This is a genomic window from Micromonospora zamorensis, assembly GCF_900090275.1.
Classification (GTDB): domain Bacteria; phylum Actinomycetota; class Actinomycetes; order Mycobacteriales; family Micromonosporaceae; genus Micromonospora; species Micromonospora zamorensis.
Genome location: NZ_LT607755.1, coordinates 3,900,687 through 3,919,062, shown reverse-complemented (window position 1 = coordinate 3,919,062; position 18,376 = coordinate 3,900,687). Strand labels below are relative to the sequence as shown.

Annotated in this window: 19 protein-coding genes; 4 read left to right on the top strand and 15 right to left on the bottom strand. The window is 71.4% G+C overall.

Annotated elements, in window-relative coordinates; translation table 11 throughout:
- Positions 1-70: 70 nt before the first annotated feature.
- On the top strand, positions 71-874 hold the full coding sequence (locus GA0070619_RS17215; RefSeq protein ID WP_088949019.1) for a TIGR02452 family protein: 804 nt from the start codon (positions 71-73) through the stop codon (positions 872-874).
- Between the two features lie 177 nt (positions 875-1,051).
- A complete protein-coding gene (locus GA0070619_RS17210) occupies positions 1,052-1,726 on the top strand; it encodes a PhzF family phenazine biosynthesis protein (protein WP_088949018.1) in 675 nt (224 codons plus the stop codon).
- 31 nt (positions 1,727-1,757) lie between these two features.
- Here GA0070619_RS17210 and GA0070619_RS17205 read toward each other — a convergent pair whose 3' ends face one another.
- The 4 genes from GA0070619_RS17205 to GA0070619_RS33840 all read right to left on the bottom strand — a co-directional run bounded on the left by GA0070619_RS17205 (position 1,758) and on the right by GA0070619_RS33840 (position 5,028).
- Positions 1,758-3,749 carry an acyl-CoA dehydrogenase family protein gene (locus tag GA0070619_RS17205; RefSeq protein WP_088951869.1) on the bottom strand — a complete coding sequence of 664 codons (1,992 nt, stop codon included), beginning with the start codon at positions 3,747-3,749 and terminating at the stop codon, positions 1,758-1,760.
- 180 nt (positions 3,750-3,929) lie between these two features.
- Complete coding sequence (locus GA0070619_RS32420; protein WP_141910098.1) at positions 3,930-4,118, bottom strand: hypothetical protein; 189 nt, start codon at positions 4,116-4,118, stop codon at positions 3,930-3,932.
- Positions 4,119-4,195: 77 nt separating this feature from the next.
- Complete coding sequence (locus GA0070619_RS17195; RefSeq protein ID WP_088949016.1) at positions 4,196-4,732, bottom strand: ATP-binding protein; 537 nt, start codon at positions 4,730-4,732, stop codon at positions 4,196-4,198.
- Positions 4,732-5,028: an adenylyltransferase/cytidyltransferase family protein gene (locus GA0070619_RS33840; protein WP_269458511.1), complete on the bottom strand. Its 297-nt coding sequence runs from the start codon at positions 5,026-5,028 to the stop codon at positions 4,732-4,734. Before GA0070619_RS33840 ends, GA0070619_RS17195 begins: the two co-directional genes overlap by 1 nt.
- A 67-nt stretch (positions 5,029-5,095) precedes the next feature.
- Here GA0070619_RS33840 and GA0070619_RS17185 point away from each other — a divergent pair, with 67 nt between their 5' ends.
- Entirely contained in the window at positions 5,096-7,339 is a 2,244-nt protein-coding gene (locus tag GA0070619_RS17185; RefSeq protein WP_088949014.1) for a hypothetical protein, read from the top strand.
- Between the two features lie 5 nt (positions 7,340-7,344).
- Positions 7,345-8,364, top strand: a complete 1,020-nt coding sequence (locus tag GA0070619_RS17180) for a hypothetical protein (RefSeq protein ID WP_157744031.1) — start codon at positions 7,345-7,347, stop codon at positions 8,362-8,364.
- Positions 8,365-8,384: 20 nt separating this feature from the next.
- Here the strand turns inward: GA0070619_RS17180 and GA0070619_RS17175 are convergent, their stop codons facing one another.
- From GA0070619_RS17175 to GA0070619_RS17125, 11 genes are read right to left on the bottom strand one after another with little or no spacing between them, the layout of a single operon-like run.
- Positions 8,385-9,749, bottom strand: coding sequence for an MmgE/PrpD family protein (locus GA0070619_RS17175; protein ID WP_088949012.1), 1,365 nt, complete (start codon positions 9,747-9,749; stop codon positions 8,385-8,387).
- A complete protein-coding gene (locus tag GA0070619_RS17170; protein WP_088949011.1) occupies positions 9,749-10,678 on the bottom strand; it encodes an LLM class flavin-dependent oxidoreductase in 930 nt (309 codons plus the stop codon). The genes GA0070619_RS17175 and GA0070619_RS17170 overlap by 1 nt, the downstream gene beginning before the upstream one ends.
- On the bottom strand, positions 10,675-11,277 hold the full coding sequence (locus GA0070619_RS17165; RefSeq protein WP_088949010.1) for a hypothetical protein: 603 nt from the start codon (positions 11,275-11,277) through the stop codon (positions 10,675-10,677). The genes GA0070619_RS17170 and GA0070619_RS17165 overlap by 4 nt, the downstream gene beginning before the upstream one ends.
- Entirely contained in the window at positions 11,274-11,627 is a 354-nt protein-coding gene (locus tag GA0070619_RS17160; RefSeq protein WP_088949009.1) for an EthD domain-containing protein, read from the bottom strand. Before GA0070619_RS17160 ends, GA0070619_RS17165 begins: the two co-directional genes overlap by 4 nt.
- Positions 11,624-12,145 (bottom strand): pyridoxamine 5'-phosphate oxidase family protein, encoded by a 522-nt coding sequence (locus GA0070619_RS17155; protein ID WP_157744030.1) that lies wholly within the window; start codon positions 12,143-12,145, stop codon positions 11,624-11,626. The genes GA0070619_RS17160 and GA0070619_RS17155 overlap by 4 nt, the downstream gene beginning before the upstream one ends.
- A complete protein-coding gene (locus GA0070619_RS17150) occupies positions 12,145-13,023 on the bottom strand; it encodes a DUF3891 family protein (protein WP_088949007.1) in 879 nt (292 codons plus the stop codon). Before GA0070619_RS17150 ends, GA0070619_RS17155 begins: the two co-directional genes overlap by 1 nt.
- A complete protein-coding gene (locus tag GA0070619_RS17145) occupies positions 13,020-14,339 on the bottom strand; it encodes an MmgE/PrpD family protein (RefSeq protein WP_088949006.1) in 1,320 nt (439 codons plus the stop codon). The genes GA0070619_RS17150 and GA0070619_RS17145 overlap by 4 nt, the downstream gene beginning before the upstream one ends.
- Positions 14,336-15,733 carry an MmgE/PrpD family protein gene (locus GA0070619_RS17140; RefSeq protein ID WP_088949005.1) on the bottom strand — a complete coding sequence of 466 codons (1,398 nt, stop codon included), beginning with the start codon at positions 15,731-15,733 and terminating at the stop codon, positions 14,336-14,338. Before GA0070619_RS17140 ends, GA0070619_RS17145 begins: the two co-directional genes overlap by 4 nt.
- Positions 15,730-16,578, bottom strand: a complete 849-nt coding sequence (locus GA0070619_RS17135) for a cyclase family protein (protein ID WP_231927076.1) — start codon at positions 16,576-16,578, stop codon at positions 15,730-15,732. The genes GA0070619_RS17140 and GA0070619_RS17135 overlap by 4 nt, the downstream gene beginning before the upstream one ends.
- Entirely contained in the window at positions 16,575-17,417 is an 843-nt protein-coding gene (locus GA0070619_RS17130; RefSeq protein ID WP_088949004.1) for an HpcH/HpaI aldolase/citrate lyase family protein, read from the bottom strand. Before GA0070619_RS17130 ends, GA0070619_RS17135 begins: the two co-directional genes overlap by 4 nt.
- Positions 17,414-18,190, bottom strand: coding sequence for an IclR family transcriptional regulator (locus GA0070619_RS17125; RefSeq protein WP_088949003.1), 777 nt, complete (start codon positions 18,188-18,190; stop codon positions 17,414-17,416). Before GA0070619_RS17125 ends, GA0070619_RS17130 begins: the two co-directional genes overlap by 4 nt.
- Between the last annotated feature and the right edge of the window lie 186 nt (positions 18,191-18,376).

The following is an 18,376-nucleotide window of genomic DNA, read 5'->3' as shown; positions in this document are numbered from 1 at the left end:
CGGCTAAGACGGGACTGCCTAGCTTGCTCCTCGTGGAGAACAAGGGTCGTAGCGCAGACGAGTGCGCCGGGTGAGCGGTCGTCTGCGCGAGATTGCCCGGCAGACGGTTGCAATCGCTGACTCGGGTCGCTATCGCAATGGTGCCGGTGACGAGGTCGGCATCGGCGAGGTGGTACGTGCTGCAGTCGCCGGCACTCGTCTCTACCTGCCGGACGAGGTGCCCGCGGTGGGAGACGCGGAGCCCGGTGCAGGCAGGGTGGAGGTGACGTACGAGTCGACGTTGCAGGCAGCGCGTCGGCTGGCGCCCGGAGCGGCCTGTCTGGTGTTCGCCTCGGCGAAGAATCCGGGTGGTGGGTTCCTGGGCGGAGCGAAGGCGCAGGAGGAGAGCATCGCCCGCTCCTCGGCGCTGTACCCATGTCTCCTTGCTGCCCGGGAGTTCTATGCGTTCCACCGCGAACAGCGGGACCTGCGCTACAGCGATCGCGTCATCTTCTCCCCGGACGTGCCGGTCTTCCGGGACGACAGGGGCAATCTGCTCGACCGGCCACACACGACATCGTTCTTGACCGCTGCGGCGCCGAACCTGGGCGCGATCCTCCGCAACCAGCCCGAACACGTTGCGGACGTACCGGCGGTGCTGGCCCGGCGTGCTCGCCGAGTGCTGGAGGTCGCGGCCGCGCACGGACATCGGACGTTGGTGTTGGGCGCGTGGGGATGCGGCGTGTTCCGCAACGATCCCGCTACGGTCGCCGACGCCTTCGCCCATGCGCTGCGGGAGGTCGATCGCTTCGACCACGTGGTGTTTGCCATCCGCGACAATCTGCCGGGAACACCGGTGTATCGCACGTTCGCGGAACGCTTTGACCTGGGGTGATGCGCGCGAGCGGTCTGGCGCGACCTCCCAGCGCTGAGCCTGTCGCTACGTGGCGGCGGCTCAGATCACCGGCAGCCGCGATCCGCGTGGCACGCGGCGTAACAGGGAGGGGGATGCCGAACGCGCCGACGAGCGCACGGTGTCCGCCCAGCAGGCTTGGTGTGGTTAGCATCGCTCGTGACAGATCTGCATGTACTTCGTGTGTTCTGCGGTCCCGGCGGCACGTACGGAAACCAGCTCGGCGTTGTTCTTGACGGCCATGCCGTGGCCGCTGGGCAGGACCGCCATGCCGTGGCCGCGCGACTGGGCTTCAGCGAAACCGTCTTCGTCGATGACGCCGGCACAGGAACCGTCGATATTCACACGCCGAGCGTGCGGCTGCCGTTTGCCGGTCATCCGTTGGTGGGCACCTCCTGGTTGCTGAGTCGGCTCGGAGCCAGGCCGGAACTCCTACACCCACCAGCGGGATCGGTGCCAACCTGGCAGGACGGCGAGTTCACCTGGATCAGTGGTCGCTCGCAGTGGGTGCCCGACAGGCGCATGCAGCAGTACGCCTCAGCCGAGGAGGTCGACGCATTGCCGTGCCCGCCGCCAGGTGACGGGTGGCTGTACGCGTGGGCGTGGCAAGACCGGGCCGCCGGTCGGGTGCGTACCAGAGGATTTCCCCGCCGGGGCGACGCCATCGCCGAGGATGAAGCCACCGGCGCGTCCGCGATCGTGCTCACCGCGGAACTGCAGCGGGCGCTGGACATCATCCAGGGCAAGGGATCTCAGATCCTGACCCGACCCGGTCCGAACGGCACCGTCGAGGTCGGTGGCCGGGTCATCCTTGAGGAAACCCGCTCCCTCTGAATGAGCCCTGTCGGTCAGCGAGTCTGCCTGCCTACACCGGGACTGCCTGCGTACCACTGGTGGCGTCATGGGCGGACATGGTTTCCTGCCTGCGGGGTTCCTCGCGCAGGATGGCGCAGTGCAGCCACGTGTCCGGGATGGCGAAGCCGTCCACGAGCGTTCGCATGTGCGGGCGCAGCTCTTTGAGCAGTCCGTTCACCACGCCGGTGATCGCCTTCGAGCGGGCCGGCGTGAGCCGGCCGTGCTCCAGGAACCACCCCTTGTTCGCCTCGATGACGCTGAGCGCGTACAGGTCACAGACGCGGGAGAGGAGCGCCTGGACCGCCGGGTCGGCGGTGTCCGCGATGCCGGCGACGAACGCCTCCAGGGTGACCCGGTCGATGTGCGCGGCGGCGACGGCCAGGACGTGGTCCTGGACGTCGTTGAAGATGTCGAAGGGGCGGTCCTTCTTGGTGGCCGCGCCGCCGCGAAGGCGACGGACAGCGCCGTCGAGGAGGTGCCGCTCACGGTCCTCGAAGGCCTTCAGCTGCCAGCCGCGGTCGGTGACGGCGACTTCCTCGTCGCGGCCGGGCACCGCGCTGATCAGCCGTTCGATGAGCGACCGTGCGGCGGTGCGCTCGAGCACCATCTCGCGGACCTGCTCAGCGACGAAGGAGGCGCGCCCCCAGCCGTCCAACGAGCCGAACTCGTCGCGGTAGCCGGTGAGCAAACCCTTGGCGACCAGCTGCAGCAGCACCGTGTTGTCGCCCTCGAACGTGGTGAAGACGTCGGTGTCGGCCTTGAGACTGGGTAGCCGGTTCTCTGCCAGGTAGCCGGCGCCGCCGCACGCCTCGCGGCACATCTGGATGGTGCGGGTCGCGTGCCAGGTCTGCGCGGCCTTGAGGCCGGCGGCCCGGGACTCCAGCTCCCGCTGCCGGTGCTCGTCGACCGGCCCGTCGCCGCCCTGCACCTCATTCAGCGCAGCGACCAGCTCGGTCTGGGCGAAGTGCAGCGCGTACGTGGTGGCCAGGGCCGGCAGCAGCTTGCGCTGGTGGGCCAGGTAGTCGTTGATCAGCACCTCCCGGTCGGCGCCGGGAGTGTCGAACTGGCGCCGGATGTCGCCGTAGCGCACTGCGATGGTCAGCGCCGACTTGGTGGCCGCCGACGCGGCGCCGCCCACGCTCACCCGACCACGGACCAGAGTGCCGAGCATGGTGAAGAAGCGCCGGGAGTCGTTCTCGATCGGGCTGGAGTATGTGCCGTCCTCGGCGACCTGACCGTAACGGTCCAGCAGCATGTCGCGGGGCACCTGCACCTGGTCGAAGCTGAGCCGCCCGTTGTCCACGCCGAGCAGGCCGGCCTTGGGCCCAGCGTCGCCGATGGTCACGCCGGGCAGCGGGTTGCCCTGTGCGTCGCGGATCGGCACCAACCACGCGTGTACGCCGTGCCGCTGACCGTTCGTGATCAGCTGCGCGAAGACGACCGCCATGCGTCCATCCCGGGCGGCGTTGCCGATGTAGTCCTTGCGGGCCGCCTCGTGCGGGGTGTGCAGGTCGAAGGTCTGCGTCTGCGGGTCGTACGTGCAGGTGGTGCGCAGTTGCTGGACGTCGGACCCGTGGCCGGTCTCGGTCATCGCGAAGCAGCCGAAAATGGTGCCCGAGATGATGTCCCGCAGGTAGGTGTCGTGGTGGCGCTGGGTGCCGAGGGCTTGGACTGCGCCACCGAACAGGCCCCACTGCACGCCCGCCTTGACCATCAGCGAGAGGTCGACCTGCGCCAGCATCTCGCTGGCGATGATCGAGCCGCCGACGTCGGCGCTGCCGCCGTACTCGGTGGGAAAGGCCGACGCGATCCCCAGTTCGACGGGGAGTTCGGTCAGCAGCCGGGAGATCCGCTCACGTGCCTGGTCACCGGTCTCGCCGTACACCGGAAGGAAACGCTCGTCGAGGTGCTCCCGGTGCGCGTTGCGCACCTTTGCCCACGGTCCGTCGAGCACGTCCCGCAGGCGAACGAGGTCGATGTGGCCGGACGCGTGATCGTGCATGGTCACCCCTCGGCTGGTGGACATATGGGTACAGTCCGTACTCGATCAAGAGTACCGGCGGGCTGTGGCGACCTGGCGAACGAGATCGGGGTGAGACGGGACACCATCGAACTCTCACACCGCGCTCAAGCGACCGACGGGCTGGCCCGGACCGCTCCCGACCAGCCCGCCGCTCGTGCCTCAGGCCTCGTTTTCGCTGTCGGCCAACTGGTCGGCCGGGGCCTGCGCCACCGGGTGGCCCGTGTCGTCGACCAGCCCCGGCGCCATGCTGCCGCCGTGGGCGTCCTGCGCCGCCCGGGTGCTGCGGGCCCCCTCGTCCTGCGGCACCCCGGTCTGCTCCCCATCGCGTCGCTCGTCCCGCTCGGTCATGTGTGTACCTTCCTCTGTCCTGACCAGCGGCGGTACCCGAACGACCGGCCGGGAAACCGTCTCCTGGCGGTCCGGCGTCAGGAGACCGCCGGCGGCCAGCGGCGTGCGCGCCACTCGTTCCAGGTCGCGAAACCAGCCGGTGGCTCATCGACGGGTTCGCTGCCGTCGAGTTCGCCTGGCGTGGGGATGTCGATGGTGGCGGCCCACTCGGCGAGTTCCTCGTCGGACATCGGCCACGTCGTGTGCGGCGCTTCGGCTTGCCGCCGGTCGAGTCGTCTGCGCTGCTCGGCTGGGGTGAGGGCGAAGTAGCGCATCTCCACCAGCGCGCCGAGGTCTGCTGCTGCCTTCCGCAGGGCGGAGCGTTCGTCCCGACTCCAGAGACCGAAGTCGATCACAACGTTGTTGCCGAGTTCGAGGGCGCGCAGCCCGATCTCGATGAGTCGTCCTTCGATCACGTCCTGAGCCGATGGCGGATTCTCGTGCCCATAGAGAGCCTTCACCCACTCGTCCTTCGTCAGACGAAGCGCCTTCCGCTCGATTTCGATACGCCGAGCGGCAGTGGTCTTACCGGTGCACGGGAGCCCGACCGTCAGGAACAGTGTCGGCCGCGTCATCAACACCCGCTTCCGATCGAATCCCCATCATCTGCCGGCCTTCTCGGCCAGTCGGCCACACGCCCCGGCTCGCCTCGGCGCTGTTGCCATGGCCTCAGCGGCTGTTGCTTGTCGGCATTCGCCGCCAGCAGCACGATGACCCAACCGAACATCACCCGGGTACGGGCCACCAGGTCGCGGTGCCCGAGGGTGAACGGATCGAACGTACCGGAACAGACCAAGGCCGTCAGACGAATATGTACGTCCGACCAGGACGGACACCGGCAGGCGCGACGTCCCGCGGGCCCGAGGGGCACCCCATTGCCGGCCTTCTATATTAGGCTTTCCGTCGTCATGATCGGCAATGGACGGACGGGAGTGCCCATGCGCATCCACGCGCGGTTACGAAGAAAGGGCCTTGCCGCTGCGCTGGCGACTGCGGTCGTCGCACAGCTGGCGATCTCCGCTGGAGAGGCGTCGGCGGGGGAGACGCCTCTCTGGCAGGTTGAGGTCGCGAAGATCCCGACTGCAGAGTACGTCCGGGACGCGAGGCTCTACATCACCGAGGCCACCCAGGCGTTGCGGCCGTACGTGGGTGACGGGCTCGGAAGCAGCCGGATCGATCCGGTCCTGGCGGATGTCGGCTCCCGCTACTTCGACGGAGCGCGACTCGAAAATGCCGCGGACGGCGAGGTCGCGTTCGACAATCTCCGGCACCTGGAGTCGTTCCTCAAGAGCCGGATGACCGGCGCCAGCCCGCCGAACGGTGAGGCCGAGCAGGCACACGTCAGGGCGCTGGTGGAGACCCTCACCGGCGTGCGGCTGCTCGCCGACGCGGCAATCCAGGACGCCGAAGCGACCATCGGCCCGTTCCGGGCCAGCCCGCCACCCGCGCCCGCCCCGGCGGGGCTGACCGAGGCGTTCGCGGACCTGGCGGCGGCGAAGGTCAACTTGGCCAAAGCCGACGAGATGCTGCTCAAGGCCAACCCGGAACCTGCGACGATCCAGGCCGCCAACGCCTGGCGTAACGGCTTCAATGTCCTGGTCCGGCTCGGCATCACCTACGACGGCGACCACGACGCCGACGGCGTGGTGGACGTGGTGGAGCTGCGCCTCGGCGCAAGCCCGCTGCTGGTCGACTCCGACGGCGACAAACTGACCGACAAGTTCGAGATCACCGAACTGACGGGCTGGGCGATGCCGAACGCGGTCGACACCGACCGCGACTCGGTTGCCGACGGAGCCGAGGACGTCGACGGCGACGGGCTGACCAACCTCGACGAGCAGCGGCTCGGCACCTCGCCCACCGACCCCGACACCGACGGCGACGGCGCCACCGACGGCGCCGAGGTGGCGAAGGGCAGCAACCCGCTGGTGGCCGACCAGCCGCGCGCGCCGCCGACGCCCGGCGACGTTCCGCCGATCGTCCCGGCGCCGAACCTCGATGACACCGACGGCGATGGCCTCATCGACATCGCCGAGGGTGAGATCCTCACCGACATCAACAACGTGGACAGTGACGGCGACGGCCTGTCCGACGGCACGGAGGTCAACGACTGGGGGATCAACCCACTCGGTCAGGACTCCGACGGCGACGGTCTGCGTGACGACTACGAGGTCGCCCACGTCCAGGACCAGAGCCTGGACCCGGGCCGCCCGGACGAGCAGATCAGCAAGTGGACGTACGTCTCCGACTTCGCACTCGGCCTGGTCGCGGGTGAGTTCGCGATGCGCGACTCGATGGCGTGGCTTGCGGGCAATGTCTGCTCCGGAGCCCTGAGCCTCATCCCGGTCGTCGGTTGGATCGTCGGTGCCATCACCGACATCCGGGATGCCGTGGCCGCCGCCATCCGCGGCGACTGGGTCAGCGCGGGATTCAGCGTCGTGGGTCTGATCCCGTATGCGGGCGACGCGGTCGCGATTCCGGCCAAGGTTGCCAAGTTCGCGCTCAGGTACCTGCACCGCATGGACGCCGTCGTCCGGTTCGTCACCCGCTACGACAAGCTCACCGACGCGGTCAAGGACATCGCGCTCGAACTGATCCTCGGCGAGACCTACAACTACCTGCAGAGCGGCGACACCTCGTTCAACTTCATGGCGTTGGCGGCGACCTCACGCTTCAGCGATGCCGACATCCGCACCCTGTCCAAGGGAGATCGCACCAAGTGGAAGTCGATCGAGGAAGCGATGAAGCTGCCGAACCACCGGCCGGGCGTGCCGGTCCCACCCCAGTGGAACTTCACGGCGGGCGAGGAGTATCTGAAGACGATCCTGAGCAACTGCCTACCGCAGCACCAGGTGAATACCCCGGGCTACCCGAGAGCCGGCTCGAAGTGGCGCAAGGCCGACTGCGCTGAGGTGGACGACATCGACGGCTCGGTGACGTTGCACGAGGTCAAGACCGGTGTTCCGACCTGGACCGAGAGCCTCATCGACGAGTGCCTGAAGGACGCCTGGATTCCCACCGACGAGGCCAAGAACGTGCACGGGCAGAGGAACATCAAGAAAGTACACTGGCACTTCTTCGCGAGTGCTTCCTACAACAGCATCGGCGTCCACCCTCCGCTGTTGGAGTGCCTGAAGAACAACAACATCGATTTCACGATCCACGCACCGAGCGGGGCATAGTTGCAGTGAGCCTGGAAATGGGTGTCATCCCGTCCGGGGCCGAGCTGAGCAGGGCGACCGTGGTCGCCCTGCTCAGCAGGGTCTTCGGTGACGATCCGGATCTCCACGAGGATGTCGCCGGCGGGCAGTACGCCGAGTTGGTCTGGGAGGGGGAGCGGCTCGGCACGCAGTGGTTCGTGCACCCCGGCAAGACGGGAGTCAGCGAGCTGGTCGTCTCGATCTGGGACGCCTTCCCCCTGCTGCCGGCCGCCGGATTCCGGGCCGAGGTGACGCGGGTCGTCGAGGTGCTGCAGGAGGTGGCGCAGGCGACCGGCGGTCGGTTCGTCGTCCAGGAGGGCGATGTCACCGGCGCGCCGCTCGGCGAGGTCCTCGACATGATCTCGTCGGACGAGGACGACCGGACACCTGCCGGGATGGTCCTCAGCACCACGGCCGAGTCCGACGAGGACTTCCTGGGGCGCTATCTGGCCGCCGGAGACGAACGGCTCGCCTGGCTGCACGACCAGGCCGCCCGCACCGGCAGGCCGCAACGGCTCGACCATTCCCGCGACAGCCTGGCCCCGATCTGGGGCTGGGCCATCGGCCGCCTCGAGTTGCGCCCCGCCGATGCTCCCCGGGAGAAGGTGATCCTCGAAAACGGGAGCGTCTTCCAACGCCCGACGGACGCGGTCCTGCCGATGTGGTACGGGCGGAGTGCGCTCCTCGCCCCGCACATCTGGTCGGACGAGTCCCTCGCGCTGATCGACGCGGTCGCGTTCTACGCCGCGGAGTGCGTCCGCCACGCCGTACCCGAGCTGAGCTGGCAGGTGGGGCACGGGGAAACCCGGGGATACGTGTACGAGGGTCAGCCGGTGCTGGCCGGGCGTGGTCATGACCTTGAGCCGATCAGCTCGCTGAGGCCGCTCATGGGGAAGGTCTACCACCTGCGCAACCCTGACCCGGTGGACCCGCGCACCCCGCCGGCCGCGGAGGACCTGCGGGACTGGTTCGACGCCGCCGTGGCGGAGCGCCGCTCCGAGAGTTGACGAGCGCCGACGGGCGGGCCCTACGGGCAGAACCGGCCGATCACCTCGGCAGCCGCGCGTGCCATGGTGTCGCCGCCAGCACCATCGAGGAGCCCGGCCACCACCGCGTCGGCGGTCGTCGGGTCGAGTACGTCCTCGACGTTGCGCCGGAACTTGGCGGCCACCTCGTCGGCGGTCAGCGGGTCGTCCGGGTTGCCGCGGGCGTTGCGCACCGTGGCCGACGCCGTGGAACCGTCCCGCCAGTGGACCGTGACCCTCGTCGGCCGCTCGTGTGGGAGGGCGGCGGTGAACACCGGCTCCTCGCGCAGCCGGACCAGAGCGGCCAGCGCGCCAACCTCGGGGCGGGCCAGCCGGTCGGGCAGGAAACCCGCTGCGGCCAGTTCGCCGTCGAGGGCCAGGGTGGCCAAGCTGACCGGCACCGAGAACCGGGCCTGCAGATCCGAGGAGACGTCGACGGTGGACAGCGACGCGGCGAAGGCGAAGGTGTCGACCTCGATCGCGGCCAGGCCCCCGCGCTCACGCACCGGGTCGGCCACGCCCGCGACGGCAGCGCGGAACGCGTCCAGCGCGGGGTGCACCCAGCGTGCGCAGGCGTACGGCTTGAGATAGCTGTCGGTCAGCCGCCAGCGGGTGCCCAACCCCGTGGTCAGCTCCGCGGCGGACAGATCCGTGCAGACCAGGCCGTCGAGCAGTTCGCGGAGCAGGGCCTCCGACCCGGTGGCGCCATCGGCGGCGCGGCGGGCGGCGGAGGCGCCGTAGTAGGCGCCCAGGCCGGTCCACAGGTTCCGGACTGTACCGCCGCGCATCGGGACGGCGAGGGTCGCGGCCATCGGCACCGCGCCGGCCAGCTCGATGGCAGTGGCGGTGGTGGCAGGGGGAAGGCCATCCAGCAGAGCGGTGGCAACCGCTGCGGCGATCGGGCCGTGGATGCCGTGGGGGTGCAACCCGGGCCGAAGGGTGGTGCCGACGCCGAAACGCATGCCGATCTCGTTGGCGATCAGGAAGATCTCGACGAGCCGCCGGTCGTCGACGCCGTGGGCCGCGGCGTGCAGCAGCACGGGCAGCGAGTGCGGTGCCGGATGCGCCGTCGGCACCGGTGGTAGCCGGTGTCCCTGCGGATGGAAGGACCCACCGGAATCCGCGTCCAGCCAGGTCGCAGCCGTACCGAGGGTGAGTAGCCGGCCGAACGGCAGGTCGGTGGTGGCCGACGGGCGTAGTGACTCGGCCAGCGCCCGGACGGCCGGATACCGAAGGCCACCCAGCATTGCGCCCAGGGTGTCGAGCAGCAGCGCGCGGGTGAAGGTGAGGACCTCCTCGGGCGGGTCCCCGAGGCTGGTGTCGTGTGCGAAGGCGGCGATCCGCTTGGTGTCGATTCCTTGCATCATCAGCCTTTCGTCAGGCCATCGCGGACCGCCCGGCCCAGCTCGTCGAGCCGGTCCAGGACCCCACCGACAGCGCCGGCCAACACCACGCCGTCGACGCCGGCAGCGCTGAACGCGGCGAACCGTTCCGTGACCGCTCGCCGGTCTCCGGTCACCACGAAGCGTTCACGCACGAACCGGTCGGCTTCTGCGGGCACGTCGCCGGCGCCGCGGGCATCGGCCGTGCCGTGCCGCCGGTAGTCGTGCGCCTCGGCCACGGCGGCGACCCCGGAGCGCAGCGTGGCAGGCACGTCGAACCAGTCCGGCGCCTGCACCAGCCGGGCCGCGCACGACCCGAGCACGGGCGCGGCGGCAGCGTCGGCGTCAGGTTCATCGTCGGTCACTACCGCGCGGACGAACATCCAGACCGGCACGTCTGCCCGCGTTGAGCGGGCCAACGCCACCGCCTTGCCGACGATCGTGGGGTCCGCCCCAGCGTCGATCAGTACGCCGCCGAGCCGGGCGGCGGTGGCCGCGATGGTGCGGGGTCCGGACGCGGCGCCCAGCAGCAGCGCCGACGCCGGCACCAGTTCGCGCAGCACGTCGAGTGCCGCTTCATACGCGCGCAGAGACGGTGGTGTCAGCCCTTCGTTGCGTACCGAACTCTCGCCCCGCCCGACCACGGTGAGCACCCGGCCGGGATGGTGCGCCTCCAGGGTGCGCACGGCGCCAGCCACCGTTGCCGGGTGCCGCAGCCCGAGGCTGAGCACGCACGGCCCGGCGAGCCGTGCCGGGGTGGCGCTGAGCACCCGTTCGGTCTCCACCAGGCAGTCGGGAAACAGCCGCGGGCTGTCGGCCAGGGCGACACCGTCGAGCCCGGCCGCGAGCGCGGCGCCGGCCAGCTCGACCGGGTCCGCCTCGCCGACCGGCCGCGCCACGTTGAGCACGATCATCGCAGCGCCTCCACGAGGTCGAAGACATCCAGGTCGGCCGCAGCACGGTCGGGAAGTCCGTTGGACACCACGGACAGGGTGTGGGCCAGCCCGCCGGGCATGCCGGTGATGCCGGCATCCCAGGCCCGCATCGCGAGCCAGGCGGCGGCCGGGTCGTGCCCGGGCGCGACACCGGGCGGGCCGATCACCATCAGGCTCGCCGCGAGGTCCAGCAGCGCCGGCAGTTCGTTCTCCGGCACCTCGGCCAGTCGCGCCGCGCACACGGTGGCGGCCAGCACACCGGTACTCACCGGCACCATGGGCGTCGACACCTCGGCGGCGGCGGCCAGCCCGGCGTCGACGGCCGCACACAGCTGGGCCGCCGACCGGCGCCGGGCCGCGCCGACCGCGAGACCGACGAGCGTCGGCGCGACCTCCGGGCCGAGCGACGCGCACCGTTCGCCATTCCACTGCAGAGCGACGTAGGTCTCCGCCCGGGTGCCGGCGCCGATCAGTGGGAACTCCCCGTCCGGTGTGCCGATCCGGGCCGCCCACCTGGCCAGGGACCCCTCCGGTGGTGAGAGCGCGGCGAACCCGGCGAGCAGCGCGACGACGCTCATTCCCGGTTCACCTCAGTGCTGTCGGTGACCAGGTAGAACTTGAACTTCGTGCGGCCGGCCGGGCCGCGTTCGGCCGGCAGCGGGTGCTCCTCGAACCAGCGCAGGTAGTTCGCGTACGCCTCCTCGTCGGCGTAGTGCATCTCGGCGATCCGGTAGAACGTGTAACCCTCCGGCACGGACGCCGTGCCGCCGGAGGCCTGCCGCACCGGGCGCAGCACCTTGTTGAAGACGATCCGGTCGAGGTAGGGGTTGGTCAGGAGGTCCGGCGCGTGCACGTCGAAGAGCCAGCGCTCGTACTCCTCGGGGCTGACGCCTTCCTCGATCTCGTAACCCAGAATGGTTTTGATCATGTGGTTGCCTTTCTGACGGTCCACAGATGGGATTCGGCGCCCAGGCCGAACCCTTCAAGTCGCACTCGCGCCGGCTCGATCCGCACCCCGGCCAACTCGGCGGTCACCTCGTCATCCGAGCGCACGGGCGCCTTGGTGAAGCCGGACGCCCGCTGCCGAGCAACCTCACGCCGGTACACAGCGATCGTCCAATTCGGCGGCATGACCGACGCCGTCCCGCGGATGGACACCATCCGGGGCGGAAGCAGGCCGATGTCGAAGACATGCGGCCGCTCGTTGGTGGCGCCCGGCGCGGGAGTGCCGACCCAGGCGACCAGCGTGTGCGGATCGCGTCGCCACTGCTCGAGCCGCCGGTGGCCGGCCCGCTGCACCAGGCTGACCGACCAGTCCGGTTCGAGGAACGCGGTCATCGTGCGACTCACCGGAAAGCCGTCGGAGTCGATGGTGGTCAGCTGGGCGAAGCCGGCCTCGCCGAGCACGAAGGCGTGTGCGGCGGCGCGGGCCGTGGCGAGGTCCATCAGCGAGTCCACGGCGCGAGGTGCCAGGTCATCACGGTGGCCGGCGTCCGTCCGACCCGTGCGGCGAGTTCCGCATGGCTGTAGGTCCGGTCCGGCACGACCGCGCTGAGCACGTCGACGGTGACGCCGGGCCGGGTGAACGGGTACGGGTCGAGCCAGAGCACGCCCGGTCTACGGACACCGACGGTGATCCGCTCGACCGAGCCGAACGGGTGCGTGCGCACGGGCGGCAGCAGCACGTCCTGGGCCGAATGCTCCAGGTCGGCCAGTTGCGGACCCCAGGGCCGCGCCGGTCCGGGCACGGCCGCCGGCTGTGGCGGCATCACGCACAGGTACAGCGAGAGGAGGTCCCAGAGCTGAAGCAGCTCGTAGTTGTGCCACAGCCTGGTCTCGAACGCGGCCCGGGGCTCGGCCGCCGCCCAGGCCAGCCGTTTCGCCGTCACCCACCGCCGCTCCTCGGCGTCGACCGCCGCGTCCTGCGCCGCCCGGCCCTCGGGGCCGAGGTTCAGCCTGCCTCGGGCGTCCGGGGCCGACCACCGGCCCCGGTAGAGGCCGGTCCAGTGCATGCCGACCAGCACGCCCGCGTACACGTCGCCGAGCGCCACCCGCTCGACGCCCTGGCGGTAGAGCCGCACGTGTTCGGTGGCGTCGATCTCCAGGAAGTGCAGCGGCCGGCGTTCCAGCTCGTGGAAGAGCACCCGGGCGTCCCAGGCCCGCCAGCCCTCGTCGTGCCGTGTGGCCGCGGTGCGCACCGGCGAACCGGGCGTCGGCGTCTCGAACCGGTCGTTGCCCCACACGGCCGCCAACTCGCCGGCGACCCGTCCGTGTTCGACCTGCTCGACGAGGCGCAGCGCGCCGTCGCGTCGGGTGACGATCACGCGGCCGCCGCCCGTAGCGCGGCGCCGAGCGAGCGGGCGGTGCCGCCGGCCGCCAGCCCTTCGATCAGGGCGAGCACCCCGTCGGCATGCCCGGGAAAGCGGCCGTCGAGCAGCCGCCGGGCCTTCGTGCGCAACGCCTCCCGGTCGAAGGCCCGGGGACCGTCGCCGCGTGGCAGGTCCGCCGCGCCGGTCAGCACGCTGCCGTCGGCGCGGAGGACCCGAACCCGGGCGGGGCGGCCGGCCGGATAGCCGGCGTCCAGCTCAGGGTCGTGCCGCACCTCGACCCGCGCGGCCACGTCGCGGACCGTCGCCGAGCAGACCGTCTCCGCGGTCAGCGTGGTCTCGTCGAGTGTGCCGGTGAGCAGCGCGACCGCGACCGAGGTGGGCACGCTGAACCGGGCGGCCAGCTCGCTGTCGGCGACCGCGTCGAACCGGGCCGCGTGCGCGAACGTGCGCACCTCGACGTGTTCCACATCCGACAACGGGCCGGTCACGGAGACGATGTCCGCCACCGCGTCGTTCACGCCGTGCAGGTGGGCGCAGGTGGGGTGCGCCTTGGTGTAGCCACGCAGCACCTCGTGGCCATGGTCCTGCCCGACACCCGACCAGTCACGGGCGGCGACCGTCGCGAAATGCCGATCCAGTGCGCCGGGCAGCGGTTCCAGACCAGCCACGGCGGCCGCGCCCAGGCTCGCGCCCAGCTGCACCGACGCGCCCAGGAACGCGTGCCCGCCGGCACGCCCGGCGAAAATGGTCGCCGCGTCGCTGAGCAGCACAGCCGAGCCGGCCAGCTCGATGGCGCGGCGCATGGCGGCCGCATCGCCGGGCGCCAGCAGCCGGGCCACCCCGGCGGCCGCGCCGACCTGACCCCAGGTGCCGATGTCGTGCACGCCGTCCGGCGTGCCCCCCATCGCCCGGCCGACCCGGACACCGACCTCGTAACCGGCCAGCACCGCCGACAGCAGTTCCACACCCGGTAGGTCCCGGTCCTCGGCGAGCGCCAGCACGGCCGGGACCACGTGCGATGCCGGATGGCCACGAGCCGGCCGATGGCCGTCCTGGAGCTGATCCGCAGCGATCGCGCTGCCATTGAGGAACTGAGCCTCCGCGGCTGGCCAACCGCGCGACGAGCCCACCACTGTCGACTCACCCGAACCGCCGGACCCGGCGGCCAGCGCGCGTAGCTCGGCCCGCCCGCTGCCCAGCGCGGCGACCGCGATCGTGTCCGTGACCAGGTCGACCACCCGGTCCTGGACGCGGGCGGGTGCCGACACCCACTCGGTGCCGGCGGCGGTCGCGGCCAGCCGCTCGATCATTCCCGCACCCGGGCCATCAGACCGGCCACGTCGGGCGCGGCGGCCAGGTCCAGCACGGCCGCGGCGATGTCCTCGCGGTCGGGCACCAGCGCGGCGTTGAGCGCGAACTTGGCGGCCAACTCGGCCGAGCTGAGCGGGTTGCCCGGCCCACCCCGGTTGACGTCGACCCGTACCTCGTGCCGGGTGTCGTCGTGCAGCACCACCCGCAGCACCGCAGGGAACTGGTTCGGGAAGATCTCGTCGCAGCGGGCGTCCGCCACGCAGCGCACCTTCGCCGCCAGCGCCAACCGCGTCTCGTCCGCTGCCGCAGCGTCCGTGAAGTCCTCGTGGCCCAGGCCCAGGCCGCCGCCGCCGAGCAGCGCGGCCGCCACCGTGTAGGGGCCGCTGAACGCCGCGTGGTAGCCGGACTCCGGCCGCGCCTTGTCCTCCGGCGGTTGGGCGATCGTGCGCAGCACCGGCGACGGTACGCCCAACTCGATCGACTCGATCGTGGCCGGGTCGACGCCGCGATCGCGCAGGGCCAGCGCCGCGTCGATGCCCGCGTGCGTGAAGTGGTTGCACGGGTACGGCTTGAAGAAGATGCCCGGCAGCTCCCAGTGCGTGCCGAGCCGGTCCACCACCGCGTCGACGTCGGCCCGTTCGCCGCAGAACGCGTGCAGGAAACCGAACCGCCCTTCGACCACGGTCGGCGGGCCGGTGAGCCCGTGCCGGGCCAACTCGGCGGCGACCACGCCGGAGTGCGCCGCCCAGCCGCAGTGCACCCGCTTCACGGTGCCGCCGGTCCGGTTGGCCTCCAGCAGGCCGGCACCCATGCTCGCGGCGATCCCGGCCGCGTGCGCGATGCCCTCGGCGTCGGCGCCACCGACCATCGCGGCCGCCACGGCTGCCCCGACCGCGCCGCAGATCGAAGTTGCGTGTTGCCCGCGCTCGAAGAACTCGGAATTTCCGAGCGCGCGGTCGTAACCGCCCATGCCGAGCCGCACGGCGACCTCGATGCCCATTCCTGCCGCGTCGAGCAGCGCGGCGCCGGACGCGCCGCGCGCCTCGGCCACCGCCAACGCCGCCGGCACCACCGGCGAGGAGGGGTGCAGAACCGATGGCAGGTGGGTGTCGTCGAAGTCGAGCGAGTGCGCCAGCGTGCCGTTGACCAGCGCCGCGTTCGCGGCCGGAACACGCAGCCCGGTGCCGATCGCGACGGCCTCCGGCGTGCCGCCAGCCGCCCGGACGTACGCGGTGACCGCCCGTGCGGGCGGCAGCCCGGTGGCGGCGAGGCTGTTGCCGATCAGGTCGAGGACCCTGCGGGCCACGTCCTGCCGCAGGTCGCCGGGAAGCCCATCGCTCCGTACGTCGTCGGCCACCGCTGCGAGCCGCTGGACGATGGTCGGCGTGCTCATGCCGCCACCGCCGCGAACGGCCGGATCGGCGAGCCGGTGCCGCCGACGATGCGCAACGGCGCCATCGCGAAGACGAACGCTGTCAGCCCTTCGGCGGCCGCGTGCTCCAGGTTGAGGTGCTCGATGATGTAGACGCCGGCATCGACCAGCAGTACCCGGTGCACGGGCAGCACGCTGTGGCCGTTGCCCGGACGGATCTGCTCGTACGCCGTGGTGTCCGAGCCCGTGGCGACCACCTGACGCGCGGCCAGCCACTCGGCGGCGTCGGTGGTGGCGCCCGGCACGCCGGCGGCCTGTCCGAGATAGGTCGTCGCGTCGTCGAAGTGCCGCGCCCAGCCGGTGCGCACCAGCGCGACGTCGCCGGGCCCCGGCTCGACAGCGGCCCGTTCGGCGGCGGCGGCCAGGTCGGCCGCGGTCACGCCGTAGCCGGCGGGTAGCACGTCCACCCCGTGGACGGCGGCCACGTCGAGCAGCACACCCCGGGTGAGCAGCGCGGGCGTGTGCTCGGCGCCGAGCGCGCTGAACCGGCCACCGGTCTGCGCCGCCGCGGCGTCCACGCCGCCGTGCAGCCTGCCGTCGTGGCTGACGTGCGAGAGCGCGTCGACGTGGGTGCCCACGTGCCCCCCGGTCACGATCATCTCGTTGGCCGCCGAGCCGCCGTCCGGGCGGACCATGTCGCCGTGGCGGCGGATCAGGCTCATTCGGAAACCGGGATGGTTCGGCGAGCACGGCATGCCCGTGAAATGCGGGTGCCCCAGCTCGACGAGCCGTACCCCCGCGGTCACCGCGGCGAGTAGGGCGTCGTCGGTCGTGCGTGCCGGGCGGGCCTGCGGCTCGGTGGTCAACTCGTTCCTCCGGATGGTGGGTCGGACGGTTCGGTCAGGTCGTGAACGAGTCGGGCCCGGCGCACCACAGCGGGATCGACGAACCGGCCATCGGCGTCGAGCACGGCCACCTCGCCGGCCTCCTGTGCGCGTGCCGCTGCGGCGAGGACGGCCCGCGCGGCCGCCACCTCGGCGGCTGTCGGCGTGAAGACCTCGTGCACGACCGGGATCTGTCGGGGGTGCACCACCGACCGGCCGACGAAGCCGTTGGCCCTGGCCCGCTCGGTGCTGACGCGCAGGCCGTCGAGGTCGGCGACGTCGGTGTAGACACTCTGCACGGGCGAGGGGAGGCCAGCGGCGCGGGCCGCGACCACCACCCAGCCGCGCGCCCAGGCCAGCCCGTCGTCGCCGGTCACCCGGAGGTCGGCCGACAGGTCGGCCTCGCCCAGCCCGAGCCCGGCGACCAGTGGATGCGCGGTGGCCAACTCGGCCGCCCGGGCCAGCCCGGCAGCGCTTTCCAGGAGCAGTTGCAGTGGCAGCCCGGCGCGGGTGGCGACGTCGCGGATCACGGCCGGGTCTTCGCACCGGGGCACCCGCAATCCGGTCAGCTCCAACCCGGCCAGCGCGTCGATGTCGTCCTCGCCCCACGGGCCGGTCGGGTCGTTCACGCGTACCCACAGGGGTCGCTCGTGGGGGCCCTGGGAGGCCAGCCGCAGCGCGGTTGCCCGGGCGGTCTCCTTCTGGTCCGGCGGCACCGCGTCCTCGAGGTCGACGACCACCGCGTCGGCGCCGGCGGCGAGGGCCTTCGCGACCCGGTCGGCGCGGTGGCCGGGCACGTAGAGCCAGGATCGCGGGGTCACTTGGGGAGCCCGCCGGACCAGCCCAGCGCCCGCGAGATGCTGTCGGCGGCCTCCCACACGAGTGGACCGAACCGTTCCCGGGCGGCCTCGTCGACCCGGTGCGCCGGGCCGCAGACCGAGACGGCGCCGACGACGGTGCCGTCGATGCCGAAGACGGGCGAGGCGACCGAGCCCGCGCCCTCCTGGCGTTCGCCGTCGGAGTTGGCCACCCCGGTCTTGCGGATCGCGGTGAGCCGCGCGCGGAGCAGTTCGTGGTCGGTCACTGTGCGGTTCGTCAGCGACGGCAGTTCGGTGGCGAGCAGGGACTCCCGCTCGGTGTCGGGCAGGAAGGCCAGGATGCAGGTGCTGGAGCTGCCGGCGTACAGGGGGAAACGGCGACCCACCTCGACCGTCATCTTGATTTCCCGGGTGGACTCGACCTGGTCGAGGTAGACCCGGCCGCCGTGCACGTGCGCCGACACGGTCGCCGTCTCGCCGGTGGCCAGTTGCAGCTCGCGCAGGACCGGCATCGCGACCGTGCGCAGCTGCGATTCGCGCAGCGCGCGGGCGCCGAGTGCGGCGGCCGCCGGGCCGAGCTGGTAGCCACGGCTCGCCGGGTCGCTGACCAGCAACCGGCGTTCGACCAATGTCTGCAGGATCCGGTGCACCACGGCCTTGGACAGGTCGAGGCTGCGCGCTATCGCGGTGACCCCGAGGAAGTCCGGCCCGTCGGTGAACAGGAGAAGGACGTCGGCCACGCGGCTCGCCGCCTCAGTGCCCTGACTCTCTGCCAAGTCTTCATCTCCCAATGCGGGTGTTTCCGCCAGCGGAACACGATTGCAGCACCGACCGGCCCGGGGGTCAAGTCCCCAATGAGGCGCTATCCAGGGTTGAAGAAGATTATTCGGTGAACCCTTGACCCAGGCGAAGGGGCAGTGCCAGCATCATGCCCCATGCGATGTTCCGTGCGGCGGAACACG